Annotated in this window: 13 protein-coding genes and 1 other RNA gene; 4 read left to right on the top strand and 10 right to left on the bottom strand. The window is 57.4% G+C overall.

Features of this window, described 5'->3' with window-relative positions:
• Positions 1 to 102: 102 nt before the first annotated feature.
• The 6 genes from gcvH to ABLV66_RS04135 form a co-directional block, all read right to left on the bottom strand.
• A complete protein-coding gene (gene gcvH / locus ABLV66_RS04160) occupies positions 103 to 492 on the bottom strand; it encodes a glycine cleavage system protein GcvH (protein WP_023290979.1) in 390 nt (129 codons plus the stop codon).
• Between the two features lie 24 nt (positions 493 to 516).
• Positions 517 to 1,611 carry a glycine cleavage system aminomethyltransferase GcvT gene (gene gcvT / locus ABLV66_RS04155; protein ID WP_316422629.1) on the bottom strand — a complete coding sequence of 365 codons (1,095 nt, stop codon included), beginning with the start codon at positions 1,609 to 1,611 and terminating at the stop codon, positions 517 to 519.
• Between the two features lie 422 nt (positions 1,612 to 2,033).
• A complete protein-coding gene (gene ubiI, locus ABLV66_RS04150; RefSeq protein ID WP_315711404.1) occupies positions 2,034 to 3,236 on the bottom strand; it encodes an FAD-dependent 2-octaprenylphenol hydroxylase in 1,203 nt (400 codons plus the stop codon).
• Between the two features lie 10 nt (positions 3,237 to 3,246).
• Positions 3,247 to 4,425, bottom strand: a complete 1,179-nt coding sequence (gene ubiH, locus ABLV66_RS04145; protein WP_348877272.1) for a 2-octaprenyl-6-methoxyphenyl hydroxylase — start codon at positions 4,423 to 4,425, stop codon at positions 3,247 to 3,249.
• A complete protein-coding gene (gene pepP, locus ABLV66_RS04140) occupies positions 4,422 to 5,738 on the bottom strand; it encodes a Xaa-Pro aminopeptidase (RefSeq protein ID WP_047065735.1) in 1,317 nt (438 codons plus the stop codon). The genes ubiH and pepP overlap by 4 nt, the downstream gene beginning before the upstream one ends.
• Before the next feature lie 25 nt (positions 5,739 to 5,763).
• Positions 5,764 to 6,342, bottom strand: coding sequence for a YecA/YgfB family protein (locus ABLV66_RS04135; protein ID WP_015703432.1), 579 nt, complete (start codon positions 6,340 to 6,342; stop codon positions 5,764 to 5,766).
• Positions 6,343 to 6,508: 166 nt separating this feature from the next.
• Here ABLV66_RS04135 and zapA point away from each other — a divergent pair, with 166 nt between their 5' ends.
• The 3 genes from zapA (at position 6,509) to ABLV66_RS04120 (ending at position 7,759) form a co-directional block, all read left to right on the top strand.
• On the top strand, positions 6,509 to 6,838 hold the full coding sequence (zapA, locus tag ABLV66_RS04130; protein ID WP_004205298.1) for a cell division protein ZapA: 330 nt from the start codon (positions 6,509 to 6,511) through the stop codon (positions 6,836 to 6,838).
• Positions 6,839 to 6,879: 41 nt separating this feature from the next.
• A non-coding RNA gene (gene ssrS, locus ABLV66_RS04125) (6S RNA) lies at positions 6,880 to 7,063 on the top strand.
• A 99-nt stretch (positions 7,064 to 7,162) separates the two neighbouring features.
• Positions 7,163 to 7,759, top strand: a complete 597-nt coding sequence (locus tag ABLV66_RS04120) for a 5-formyltetrahydrofolate cyclo-ligase (RefSeq protein WP_348877270.1) — start codon at positions 7,163 to 7,165, stop codon at positions 7,757 to 7,759.
• A gap of 86 nt (positions 7,760 to 7,845) precedes the next feature.
• Here the strand turns inward: ABLV66_RS04120 and serA are convergent, their stop codons facing one another.
• Together serA and rpiA are read right to left on the bottom strand one after the other, a co-directional pair.
• Positions 7,846 to 9,078 carry a phosphoglycerate dehydrogenase gene (gene serA / locus ABLV66_RS04115; protein WP_015369774.1) on the bottom strand — a complete coding sequence of 411 codons (1,233 nt, stop codon included), beginning with the start codon at positions 9,076 to 9,078 and terminating at the stop codon, positions 7,846 to 7,848.
• A 268-nt stretch (positions 9,079 to 9,346) separates the two neighbouring features.
• Positions 9,347 to 10,009, bottom strand: coding sequence for a ribose-5-phosphate isomerase RpiA (rpiA, locus tag ABLV66_RS04110; protein WP_045392023.1), 663 nt, complete (start codon positions 10,007 to 10,009; stop codon positions 9,347 to 9,349).
• Between the two features lie 167 nt (positions 10,010 to 10,176).
• Between rpiA and argP the strand changes: the two genes are divergently transcribed.
• Positions 10,177 to 11,070, top strand: coding sequence for a DNA-binding transcriptional regulator ArgP (argP, locus tag ABLV66_RS04105; protein WP_008806448.1), 894 nt, complete (start codon positions 10,177 to 10,179; stop codon positions 11,068 to 11,070).
• Positions 11,071 to 11,124: 54 nt separating this feature from the next.
• On the opposite strand, the gene ABLV66_RS04100 is transcribed toward argP, so the two are convergent.
• Complete coding sequence (locus ABLV66_RS04100) at positions 11,125 to 11,892, bottom strand: oxidative stress defense protein (RefSeq protein WP_015369771.1); 768 nt, start codon at positions 11,890 to 11,892, stop codon at positions 11,125 to 11,127.
• 85 nt (positions 11,893 to 11,977) lie between these two features.
• Positions 11,978 to 12,619, bottom strand: a complete 642-nt coding sequence (gene argO, locus ABLV66_RS04095) for an arginine exporter ArgO (RefSeq protein WP_015703435.1) — start codon at positions 12,617 to 12,619, stop codon at positions 11,978 to 11,980.
• Between the last annotated feature and the right edge of the window lie 122 nt (positions 12,620 to 12,741).

Genomic DNA, 12,741 nt, shown 5'->3' with positions numbered 1-12,741 from the left:
GGTGAATGTGTTTTCTCCCTCTCCCCTAGGGAGAGGGCTGGGGTGAGGGTATTATCGGTTCCCCTCACCCTTCCCTCTCCCCACAGGGGAGAGGGTAAAGGCTTACTCGTCTTCTAACAGAGCTTCATAGGCGGTCGCATCCAGCAGCGCGGCAACCTGCGCTTCGTCGCTGGCTTTGATTTTGAAGATCCAGCCGTCGGTATACGGGTCGCTGTTGACCAGTTCCGGAGAGTCGTTCAGCTCTTCGTTGACGGCAACGATTTCACCGCTAATCGGCGCGTAGATATCGGAAGCCGCTTTCACGGATTCGGCAACGGCGCAATCGGCGCCCGCTTCAACGGTGGCGCCCACTTCCGGCAGGTCAACGAAAACCATGTCGCCAAGCAGCTCCTGCGCGTGCTCGGTGATCCCAACGGTATAGGTGCCGTCCGCTTCTTTACGCAGCCACTCGTGTTCTTTGCTGTATTTCAGTTCTGCTGGTACGTTGCTCATCAATTCATCTCCAAAAAAGGGAAATCACACAATGGCTTTGCCATTGCGTACAAAACCAGGTTTAGTCACTTTTACCGGCATTTCACGGTTACGAATTTGCACCACCGCGGTGTCGCCAATCCCGGCCGGCACGCGAGCCAGCGCGATGCTGTAGCCCAGCGTCGGCGAGAAGGTGCCGCTGGTGATAATGCCTTCTTTTTGATTACCGTCGCTATCGGTAAAACGTACCGGCAGGCCGCCGCGCAGGACGCCTTTCTCGGTCATCACCAGGCCAACCAACTGCTCGGTGCCTTTTTCGCGCTGCATTTCCAGCGCTTCGCGGCCGATGAAGTTACGATCGGCGGGCTCCCAGGCGATAGTCCAGCCCATGTTCGCCGCCAGCGGCGAGACGCCTTCGTCCATCTCCTGGCCGTACAGGTTCATCCCGGCTTCCAGGCGCAGGGTGTCGCGCGCGCCAAGACCACACGGCTTAACGCCGGCGTCCAGCAGACCGCGCCAGAAATCCGCCGCCTGCTCGTTCGGCATAGCGATTTCATAACCCGCTTCGCCGGTATAACCGGTGGTGGCGATAAACAGGTCGCCGGCCTGTACGCCGAAGAACGGCTTCATGCCTTCCACGGCCTGGCGCTGAGCGTCGGTGAACAGCGTCGCCGCCTTCGCTTTCGCCTGCGGACCCTGCACCGCGATCAGCGACAGATCGTCGCGAACGGTCATTTCAAGACCGTAAGGTTCGGCTTGTTCGGAAATCCAGGCGAGGTCTTTTTCACGAGTGGCGGAGTTAACAACGAGGCGGAAATAATCTTCAGAAAGGAAATAAACAATCAGGTCATCGATGACGCCAGCGGAAGCGGTTAGCATGCCGGTGTAGAGCGCTTTGCCTGGGGTGGTAAGCTTCGCCACATCGTTTGCCAGCAAATAGCGCAAGAACTCTCTGATCCGGCTGCCGTGGAAATCGACGATGGTCATATGCGACACATCGAACATCCCTGCATCGCCGCGCACCGCGTGGTGCTCATCAATCTGGGACCCGTAATGCAGCGGCATCATCCAGCCATGGAAATCCACCATGCGAGCGCCGCACAGCGTGTGTTGTTCATACAACGGAGTCTGTTGAGCCATCTTTTCCTCATCGAATAAAACGGAACCAGCCACGATATTGTCGGCGATTTTGCGCCACGAAATCCGGCGACGGCACCGCTTACGGACGCCGACGCAAACGTTCTCTTTTGCCTGAACTTACCACCGAACCCGGTGCTAAACCATAAGGTAAATCAGGACATCACATTAGCTTATGACCAAAGCGCGCCGAAAAGCCTACAGAGTTATTGACTGGAAAAAAGCGATTTATGCCACATAAAATTAACATAATGAGCAAACCAGTCAGGTGATGATGGTGTTTTATGCGATTTTATGGGCCTAATTTCTTTAACAAAAAAAAGAGCGCATTAATAAAACTAATGCGAAAAAAGAGGTGAAATTAGAATATTTCAAATGAGGGAGAAAACCCGGCGCGCAGGCCGGGTAAAAGAAGTGTGACGGGGTTAACGTAACCAGGCGGGGAGATCGTTGAGGCCCATCGCCTGACGAATCAGCTGCGGTTTTACGCCAGGCAGCGAATCGGCCAGTTTGAGCCCCATGTCGCGGAGGAATTTCTTCGCCGGATGGCTGCCGGAGAACATTTCGCGGAATCCCTGCATACCCGCCAGCATCAGCGCGGCGCTATGCTTGCGGCTGCGCTCATAGCGGCGCAGGTACAAATGCTGACCGATATCTTTACCCTGCGCGTGCAGGCGCTTCAGCTCGTCGATAAGCTCGGCGGCGTCCATAAAGCCAAGGTTCACCCCCTGCCCGGCCAGCGGATGAATAGTGTGGGCGGCATCGCCAACCAGCGCCAGACGATGGGCGGCGAACTGACGCGCGTAGCGTCCGGTCAGCGGGAAAACCTGCCGTTCGCTTTCAAGCTGGCAAAGGCCAAGGCGATTATCAAAAGCGATGTTCAGCGCCTGATTAAACGCGGCTGCATCGGCATGCTGCATCCGCAGCGCCTCTTCCGGCGACAGCGACCAGACGATCGAGCACAGATGCGGATCGCTAAGCGGCAGGAAGGCCAGAATGCCTTCACCGTGGAACGCCTGACGCGCCACCGCCTGATGCGGCTCGGAGGTACGTATCGTCGCCACCAGCGCATGATGGCGATAGTCCCAGAAGGTCAGCGGAATATCGGCTTTATTGCGCAGCCACGAATTGGCGCCATCGGCGCCGACCACCAGCCGCGCGGTCAACATGCTGCCGTCCTGCAGGCTCAGGAAGGCTTCGTTTTCGCCCCACGCCACCTGCTGCAGCTGCGCAGGCGCCAGCAGGGTGACGTCAGCGCAGCGCTGCGCTTTTTGCCACAGCGCGTGATGCACCACGGCATTTTCAATAATATGGCCCAGATGGCTAAAGCCCATGCTCTGGTCATCGAAGCTAATGCGGCCAAAGCTATCTTTGTCCCACACTTCCATGCCGTGATAGCAACTGGCGCGCTGGGAGATGATCTCACTCCAGACATCCAGTTTAGTCAGCAGCTTTTCGCTGGCGGCATTGATTGCCGAAACGCGCAGCGCCGGCGGCGCATCGGCGTCAAGAGGCTGCGGAGCCGCTTGTTCCAGCACCGCGACGCGCAGGCCGCTGCCCTGTAAACCACAGGCCACCGCCAGTCCCACCATTCCGCCGCCAACAATGGCAACATCAACACTTTGCACGTTCTACTCCTTAACGGGGAACCCAACCGAGGGTACGCTGCGCCAGCGCATCGCGCGCCGGGGTAAATAATTCCATCGCCATCAGCCCAACGTTGCGCCCCGCCACCAGCGGCGCCCAACGGTTGGCAAAGAGATGCACCAGCCCATCGGTCACGCCGATGGTGGCGGCTTTATCATCCGCTCGCCGCGCCTGGTAGCGACACAGCAGAGAATAATTGCCCACATCCTCGCCGACCGCGTGGGCGTCGGCAAGCAGTTCAGCCAGGCTCATCACGTCGCGCAGGCCGAGATTAAAGCCCTGCCCGGCGATCGGGTGCAATGTCTGCGCCGCATTGCCGACCAGCGCCAGGCGGTGCGACACCGAACGGATAGCGGTAGTTAACGCCAGCGGATAGACGCTACGCTTACCGGCATGGGTAATGCGCCCCAGCCGCCAGCCGAACGCCTGCTGTAATTGCTGGCAAAAACGTTCGTCAGACCAGCTCAGCACCTCGTCGCGCCGCGACTGCGGATGGCACCACACCAGCAAACAGCGCCCTTGCGACATCGGCAGCATCGCCAGCGGACCATGCTCGGTAAAGCGCTCGAAGGCGCGGCCTTCGTGCGGCAACGCGGTGCTAACGTTGGCGATAATCGCCAGTTGCTCATAGGGCTGCTGCTGCCAGCTAATGCCGCAGCGCGCGCCCAGCGACGAACGCGAACCATCTGCCGCCACCAGCAGCTTACCGTTGATGATTTCGCCGCTATCAAGGGTGAGGCTGACGCTGTCCTGGCTGCGGTTGACCGCTTCCACTTTCGCCGGACAGTGCAGGGTGACGCCCGGCGCCTCGCGCAGCAGGCTAAACAGCCGCTGGCCGACATCGTGGAGTTCAACCACCTGCCCCAGCGCCGACAGACCGTAATCGGCCGCCGCCAGGTTTACAAAACCGGCATGGCCGCGGTCGCTGACGTGTACTCGCTGGATAGGCGTCGCTCGTTTAGCAAGGTTCTGCCAGATACCGATGCGCGCCAGCTGCTGGCAGGTGCCAGCAGCCAGGGCAATCGCCCGATCGTCAAAACCTGGGTGGCGTGACGACGCCGGATCCTGCGCTTCAATCAGATGAACCGGCAGCGCACCGCCGGTCAAACGGGAGATGGCCAGCGCGAGCGTCGCACCGGTCATCCCGCCGCCGACAATCAGCACGCTCATGACTGGCGCGCCGCCGCCATCAGCGCCTCGATCTCATCGGCCTTCTTCACCACGCTGGCGGTGAGATTTTCGTTGCCATCTTCGGTAATCACGATGTCATCTTCAATACGAATGCCGATGCCGCGATACTGCGCCGGTACGTCGGCGTCGGCGGCGATATACAGCCCCGGCTCGACGGTCAGCACCATTCCCGGTTCCAGCACGCGCGAACGGTCGGTGTCGTAATTACCGACATCGTGCACATCCAGACCCAACCAGTGGCTCAGGCCATGCATAAAGTACGGGCGGTGGGCGTTGTTGGCGATAAGCTCGTCAATCTCGCCTTTCAGGATCCCCAGCCGCACCAGGCCGGTAATCATAATGCGCACCACTTCCTGATTAACCTCATAAATGGAGGTACCCGGACGATACAGCTCTAGCGCGGTTTCCAGCGATTCCAGCACAATGTCGTAGATTTCACGCTGCGGTTTGCTGAATTTACCGTTAACCGGGAAGGTACGGGTGATATCGCCCGCATAGCCGCGGTATTCACAGCCGGCGTCAATCAGCACTAAATCGCCATCACGCAGTTCGGATTCGTTTTCGGTGTAGTGCAGGATGCAGGCGTTTTCGCCGCCGCCAACGATGGTGTTATAAGACGGGAAACGCGCGCCGTGGCGGTTGAATTCGTGGAGAATTTCGCCTTCCAGCTGATATTCGAACATCCCCGGGCGGCATTTTTCCATCGCCCGGGTATGGGCAAGGGCGGAAATTTCGCCGGCCCGGCGCATTACTTCCAGCTCTTCCGCGGATTTAAACAGGCGCATTTCATGCACCACAGGCCGCCAGTCGATGACGGAGTTCGGTGCCTGCAGGTTCTGACGTGAACCTTTACGCAGTTTTTCGAGGGCGTTAAACACAATTTCATCGGCATAGGCATATTCGCCCTGGGCAAAATAGATAGCGTCCAGGCCGTTGAGCAGTTGATACAGCTGCTGGTTGATTTCGCTAAACGCCAGCGCGCGATCGACGCCGAGTTTGCCCGGCGCGGCATCCTGCCCCAGACGGCGGCCAAACCAGATTTCCGCCGTCAGATCGCGAACGCGGTTAAACAGCACGCTATGGTTGTGCGTTTCATCGCTTTTGATCAGCACCAGCAGCGCTTCCGGTTCATTGAAGCCGGTGAAGTACCAAAAATCGCTGTTCTGCCGGTAGGGATATTCCGAATCTGCGCTGCGTACCGCTTCCGGCGCGGCAAAAATCAGCGCCGCGCTGCCCGGCTGCATCTGCGCCAATAATGCCTGGCGACGAGAAAGAAACTCCTGCTGTGTCATGACGCCCCCTGAATGTCGTTTTTATTTAGTGTAACGTTGGCTTGCGTACTTCCGGTGCGGTTGGCTGTTGGCGCGCGAAGGTATCGTGGCACAGTAACGCGGCGACGCGTACGTACTCGATAATCTCTTCGAGAGACATCTCCAGCTCTTCCTGGTCTTCATCTTCGTCGTAGCCGAGTTGCGCAATGTTACGCAGATCATCGATGGCTTCGCCGGTCTCATCCTTCACTTTATCCAGCTTCGGCTGGGTCACGCCAAGGCCGAGCAGGAAATGGTTAACCCAGCCCGCCAGCGCGTCGGCGCGGTCGAAAACGCTGACGTTGTCGCCTTCCGGCATATACAGCTGGAACAGAAAACCGTCATCTTCCAGCGAGTCGCTGGTGGCGGAATGCATGCTACGCAGCGCCTGGGCCAGTTCATGACCAAAGGCAAGGCCTTCGTTGGTCAGGTCATGCACCAGCGGCTGCCAGCTGCTGTCGGTGTTGCCGCCGCAGAGGATGCCGCTTATCAAACCGTGCATTTCGGCCGGGGTTAATCCCACCCCTTGTTGGTTCAGTAACTGGTCTACATCGTTGTAACCAGGCATTTCGTTCTGTATAGACATGCGCATTCGTCATCGTTGGGAGGAATATTCATGATATGCTACCACTTTGGACCCTGGTGAACCAGAAAAGGGCTTGTGTCCCCGCACCAGGGTAGCTATAGTGTCGCCCCTTCGCAGAACCGGGCTCGGATGTGAAGGCAGCGCAGTCAATCAGCAGGAAGGTGGCATGTCTGCACAACCCGTAGATCTCCAAATTTTTGGCCGTTCACTGCGAGTGAATTGCCCGCCTGAACAAAGGGATGCCCTGAATCAGGCAGCTGAAGACCTTAATCAGCGGTTGCAAGATTTAAAAGAACGCACTAGAGTCACAAATACTGAGCAGCTGGTCTTCATCGCCGCGTTGAACATCAGCTATGAGTTGACTCAGGAAAAAGCGAAGACCCGCGACTACGCCTCCAGTATGGAACAGCGCATTCGCATGCTTCAGCAGACCATCGAACAGGCATTGCTTGAGCAAGGTCGCATAAGCGAAAGACCGGGGTCGAAGTTTGAATAACACTTTGTCGTTAACTGTGTTAGAGTAATCGCAAGAACAAAATTTCTCTGAGATGTTTGCAAGCGGGCCAGTCCCCTGAGCCGATATTTCATACCACAAGAATGTGGCGCTCCACGGTTGGTGAGCATGCTCGGTTCGCCCGAGAAGCCTTAAAACTGTGACGACGCATTCACCTTGAACCAAGGGTTCAAGGGTTACAGCCTGCGGCGGCATCTCGGAGATTCCCTTCTTAAGTTCGTATTATCCCCTCAACGTTGTTTTCGGCCTGTGCCGCCCTGTATTACACTTTCCCGTATCGTTTCGCCTGCTCGTAATGAGACCAGCATGACTATACAGCCCGATATCCCGCTCTCCAGACAGCAAATTCGCCAACAGATCCGCGAGCGTAGACGCGCGCTTAGCGCTGAACAGCAGCAGCGCTTCGCCCTGCAGGCCGCTGAGCGAATGATGGCGTATCCGCCCGTCGTACTCGCTCATACCGTGGCGCTGTTCCTCTCCTTCGACGGCGAGCTGGATACCCAACCGCTGATCGAGCAATTGTGGCGGGCGGGCAAGCGGGTTTATCTGCCGGTACTGCATCCGTTTAGCCCCAGTAATCTGCTGTTTTTGCATTATCATCCGCAAAGCCAGCTGATTTTCAATCGCCTGAAGATTTATGAACCAAAGCTCGACGTGCGCGACGTCCTGCCGCTTGCCGAGCTCGATGTGCTGATTACCCCGCTGGTCGCCTTCGATGCCAGCGGTCAACGTCTGGGGATGGGCGGCGGCTTCTACGATCGTACCTTACAGAACTGGCGGCAGTATCACCTGCAGCCGGTAGGCTACGCCCACGACTGCCAGCAGGTGGATACCCTGCCGAGCGAACAGTGGGATGTCCCGCTGCCGGCGGTGATTACGCCAGGCAAAACCTGGCGCTGGTAGAGTGTTGTGCGGGTTCGAGAATTACGCCAGGAAGGCGTTAAAAAAATACGGGCAGGTATGCGACCTGCCCGTGAGGCAACAACAAATTAGTACAGCAGACGGGCGCGGATGGTGCCCGGGATCGCTTTCATCGCCAGCAGCGCCTGCTGCGCGACGTCGCCGTCGGCTTCGATATCAATCACCACGTAACCCATCTGCGGGGTGGTCTGCAGATACTGGGCGGCGATGTTGATGTTCTGCGCGGCGAAAATCTGGTTAAGCGCCGTCAGGATGCCAGGGCGGTTTTCATGAATATGCAGCAGACGGCGTCCGCCGTGCAGCGGCAGAGAAACCTCCGGGAAGTTCACCGCCGACAGCGTAGAACCGTTGTCGGAATACTTCGCCAGCTTGCCAGCCACTTCCAGACCAATGTTTTCCTGCGCTTCCTGAGTTGAGCCGCCGATATGCGGCGTCAGGATCACGTTATCGAATTCGCATAGCGGAGAGTTAAACGGATCGCTGTTGGTCGCCGGCTCCGTCGGGAAGACGTCAATGGCCGCGCCGGCCAGGTGCTTACGCGACAGCGCATCGCACAGCGCCGGGATATCCACCACCGTGCCGCGAGAGGCGTTGATCAGCAGCGCGCCCGGCTTCATCAGCGCCAGCTCTTCCGGCCCCATCATGTTTTTGGTGGAGGCGTTTTCCGGCACGTGCAGACTAACGACATCGCTCATGTTCAGCAGGTCGGAGAGGTGCTGAACCTGCGTGGCGTTGCCCAGCGGCAGTTTGTTTTCGATATCATAAAAATAGACGTGCATCCCCAGCGATTCCGCCAGAATGCCGAGCTGGGTGCCGATATGGCCGTAACCGATAATCCCCAGTTTTTTGCCGCGCGCTTCAAAGCTGCCTACCGCCTGCTTATTCCACACGCCGCGATGCGCCTTGGCGTTAGCTTCCGGCACGCCGCGCAGCATCAGCAGTAGCTCGCCGATGACCAGCTCAGCCACCGAACGGGTGTTCGAGAACGGGGCGTTAAATACCGGGATACCGCGCTTCGCCGCCGCATCCAGATCGACCTGGTTGGTGCCGATACAGAAGCAGCCCACCGCCACCAGTTTTTCCGCCGCGGCGAAGATCTCTTCAGTCAGATGAGTACGGGAACGCAGGCCGATAAAATGGGCATCACGGATCGACGCTTTCAGCTCTTCAGTATCCAGCGCGCCTTTGTGAAATTCGATGTTGGTGTAACCTGCCGCACGAAGGTTATCGATTGCTTTCTGATGCACGCCTTCAACTAGCAGAAATTTAATCTTGTCTTTTTCCAGTGATACCTTAGCCATTTCCCCGTCCTGTTTTTATTGGTACTGATGTCGTGCTGAACAAAAACTCTTCCAGCAACATATCAAAAAAAACTATCGCGGCAATATGAACGTTTGCCTCGCCGACCTGAAGAAATATCACGTTGAAGCAAAAGACAGGACAAAACACCAGAAAGAGAATAGATGGCAGATTGTTACTCAGAAAGGTTACGTAAATGTGACACAAGTCACCAAATTAAGGCCATAGAAAAAAATTTAGGGGGAAGCGCGAAACTTCCCCCCGATCGTCTTATTTACTGACGATGGTCTTCACGCCGTCGGCGGTACCGATCAGCGCCACGTCGGCGCCGCGGTTGGCGAACAAGCCGACGGTCACCACGCCCGGGATACCGTTAATGGCGTTTTCCAGCGCGATAGCGTCCAGGATTTCGAGGCCGTGTACATCGAGGATCACGTTGCCGTTATCCGTCACCACGCCCTGACGATATTCCGGGCGGCCGCCCAGCTTCACCAGCTGACGCGCGACGGCGCTGCGCGCCATCGGGATCACTTCCACCGGCAGCGGGAAGTTGCCGAGGATATCAACCTGCTTGGAGGCGTCGGCGATGCAGATAAACTTATCGGCAACCGAGGCGATGATCTTTTCGCGGGTCAGCGCCGCGCCGCCGCCTTTGATCATCTGCATGTGGCCGTTAATTTCATCCGCGCCGTCAACGTAGATGCCCAGGCGGTCGACGGAGTTAAGGTCGAATACCGGGATACCGAGGCTTTTCAGCTTTTCGGTAGAGGCGTCGGAGCTGGATACCGCGCCTTCAATCTGCCCTTTCATGGTCCCCAGCGCATCAATAAAATGCGCCGCCGTGGAGCCGGTGCCGACACCGACAATGGTGCCCGGTTGTACATATTGCAGCGCTGCCCAGCCGACTGCTTTTTTCAGTTCATCCTGCGTCATGATTATCGTCCGAGATGTGAATACTTACCGCGCATTATAGAACATCGACGGATGAAATGTCCCTGCGATGGCGATCACACATCTGAGCAGACCATTTTCGTCTTTATCAAAAACAAATTTATGTCATAGTGCGGGTTAACGAAAAGTTATGGGGGTACGCCAGAATAATGAAACGACCGGACTACAGAACATTACAAGCGCTGGATGCGGTGATTAGGGAACGTGGGTTTGAGCGCGCCGCGCAGAAGCTATGCATTACACAGTCCGCCGTCTCACAGCGTATCAAACAGCTGGAAAACATGTTTGGCCAACCGCTGCTGGTGCGTACCGTACCGCCGCGCCCGACCGAGCAGGGGCAAAAACTGTTGGCTCTGCTGCGCCAGGTTGAGCTGCTGGAAGAAGAGTGGCTTGGCGATGAGCAGACCGGCTCCACGCCGCTGCTGCTGTCGTTGGCGGTCAACGCCGACAGTCTGGCGACCTGGCTGCTGCCGGCGCTGGCCAACGTGCTATCCGACTCCCCTATTCGCCTCAATCTGCAGGTTGAAGATGAAACCCGCACCCAGGAGCGCCTGCGCCGTGGGGAAGTGGTCGGCGCGGTGAGTATTCAGCCGCAGGCGCTGCCAAGCTGCCTGGTCGATCAACTCGGCGCGCTCGATTACCTGTTCGTCGCCTCGAAGGAGTTTGCGCAACGCTACTTCCCTAACGGGGTAACGCGTTCTGCGCTGCTGAAAGCGCCGGTGGTCGCCTTCGATCATCTCGACGATATGCACCAGGCGTTCCTGCAGCAAAACTTCGACCTGCCGCCGGGCAGCGTGCCCTGCCATATCGTCAACTCGTCGGAGGCCTTCGTGCAGCTGGCGCGTCAGGGCACCACCTGCTGTATGATCCCGCATCTGCAGATCGAGAAAGAGCTGAAGAGCGGCGAGCTTATCGACCTGACGCCAGGGCTTTTCCAGCGCCGGATGCTCTACTGGCACCGCTTTGCACCGGAAAGCCGCATGATGCGCCGGGTGACCGATGCGCTTATTGATTACGGCCACAAGGTGCTGCGCCAGGATTAAACGGCGGGCATAAAAAAAGCCACTTCACTGAAGTGGCTTTTTTGTCGCTGCGGCTTACTGAGCCGGTTTCGGCGCTTCAGCTGGTTTCGCCGGCGCGGCAGGCGCGGCGGCCTGTGCTGGCTGCAGTTCGAAGACCACGTCAACCTGATCATCAAACTGGATGGTCGCCTGCTCGTAGGTTTCCTGCGCGGAGACCGGCGCGGCGTCAGCCGCCTTCATCATGCGAACCATCGGGCTCGGCTGATAGTTGGAAACATGGTAACGCACGCTATAGACCGGACCCAGCTTGCTGTGGAAGCCAGCAGCCAGCTCCTGCGCCTGATGTACCGCATCATCGATAGCCGCTTTACGCGCTTTATCTTTGTAGGCATCCGGTTGCGCAACGCCCAGCGATACGGAACGAATTTCGTTCAGCCCCGCTTTCAGCGCGCCGTCCAGCAGGCCATTCAGCTTATCGAGCTGACGCAGGGTAACTTCGACGGTACGCACCGCGCGATAGCCTTTAAGGATGCTTTTCCCGTTCTGATAGTCGTAATCAGGTTGGGTACGCAGGTTCGCCGAGCTGATATCCTTTTTGGCAATGCCGCTCTTTTCAAGGAAAGAGAGATATTGCGCAACGCGATCGTCAGCCTGTTTTTTTGCCGATGCCGCATCTTTTGCCGCGACGTTAACTTCAATCGCCAGAGTGGCGATATCCGGAACCGCTGCAACGCTTGCTGTGCCTGAAGTCACAATATGCGGGCCATCCGGCAATTCACTTGCCTGCGCCGCCATAGTACTGAATCCGAGTGCTGCCGCCAGGGCTAAGACTTTTAACTTCACTGTCGTTTCTCCATCTTGCTTAGGTCGCCCATTTTAAGGACGCATGCCAGCTAGCTTAGCGCTTACGCGCGGAAAGTCCATCGGACTAAGCCTGGTTGATGAGCATCTGTATATGTTGCAGGCCATCTTTTGCCAACTGCAGGGCGATAAACCACATCACCAGCCCGACAAGCACGTTGATGATTCGCTGCGCCCGCGCGGTGCGTAAACGCGGCGCCAGCCACGCGGCCAGCAGCGCCAGGCCGAAGAACCATAAGAATGACGCGCTAATCGTTCCCAGCGCGAACCAGCGTTTGGGCTCAACCGCCAGCTGTCCGCCGAGGCTTCCGAGCACCACAAAGGTATCGAGATACACATGAGGGTTAAGCCAGGTCACCGCCAGCATGGTAACAATGATTTTCCAGCGCCCCTGCTTCATGACCTCGGCGCTGGCCAGCTCGAGATTATTGCTCATCGCCGTCTTCAGCGCGCCGAAGCCATACCATAACAGGAAAGCGACGCCGCCCCAGGTGACCAGCGCCAGCAGCCACGGCGACTGCATCAGCAGCGCGCTACCGCCGAAAATTCCGGCGCAGATCAACGCCAGATCGCTAAGCGCGCACAACAGCGCAATCATTAAATGATACTGGCGGCGGATACCCTGATTCATCACGAAAGCGTTTTGCGGCCCGAGCGGCAGGATCATCGCCGCGCCCAGCGCAAGCCCTTGAAAGTAATAAGATAGCATCGTTTAATTTTCCGGTTTCATCGTTAATGCCGGAGAATATAGCGCGCCGTCAACATTAGCGGAAATTGATAATTTTAATCATTAATAAGTGAAGCTAATAGCTACAGGCTAAAAAAAGACCG

The sequence above is a fragment of the Klebsiella sp. CN_Kp073 genome (assembly GCF_040065495.2).
Taxonomy (GTDB): Bacteria; Pseudomonadota; Gammaproteobacteria; order Enterobacterales; family Enterobacteriaceae; genus Klebsiella; species Klebsiella aerogenes.
This window is presented reverse-complemented; position numbering and strand designations above follow the sequence as displayed.

What these genes read in the sequence shown, in the direction of transcription:
- gcvH (WP_023290979.1), bottom strand. Translation starts at nt 492, where the DNA reads ATGAGCAACGTACCAGCAGAACTGAAATACAGCAAAGAACACGAGTGG.
- gcvT (WP_316422629.1), bottom strand. Translation starts at nt 1,611, where the DNA reads ATGGCTCAACAGACTCCGTTGTATGAACAACACACGCTGTGCGGCGCT.
- ubiH (WP_348877272.1), bottom strand. Translation starts at nt 4,425, where the DNA reads ATGAGCGTGCTGATTGTCGGCGGCGGGATGACCGGTGCGACGCTCGCG.
- pepP (WP_047065735.1), bottom strand. Translation starts at nt 5,738, where the DNA reads ATGACACAGCAGGAGTTTCTTTCTCGTCGCCAGGCATTATTGGCGCAG.
- ABLV66_RS04135 (WP_015703432.1), bottom strand. Translation starts at nt 6,342, where the DNA reads ATGTCTATACAGAACGAAATGCCTGGTTACAACGATGTAGACCAGTTA.
- zapA (WP_004205298.1), top strand. Translation starts at nt 6,509, where the DNA reads ATGTCTGCACAACCCGTAGATCTCCAAATTTTTGGCCGTTCACTGCGA.
- ABLV66_RS04120 (WP_348877270.1), top strand. Translation starts at nt 7,163, where the DNA reads ATGACTATACAGCCCGATATCCCGCTCTCCAGACAGCAAATTCGCCAA.
- serA (WP_015369774.1), bottom strand. Translation starts at nt 9,078, where the DNA reads ATGGCTAAGGTATCACTGGAAAAAGACAAGATTAAATTTCTGCTAGTT.
- rpiA (WP_045392023.1), bottom strand. Translation starts at nt 10,009, where the DNA reads ATGACGCAGGATGAACTGAAAAAAGCAGTCGGCTGGGCAGCGCTGCAA.
- argP (WP_008806448.1), top strand. Translation starts at nt 10,177, where the DNA reads ATGAAACGACCGGACTACAGAACATTACAAGCGCTGGATGCGGTGATT.
- argO (WP_015703435.1), bottom strand. Translation starts at nt 12,619, where the DNA reads ATGCTATCTTATTACTTTCAAGGGCTTGCGCTGGGCGCGGCGATGATC.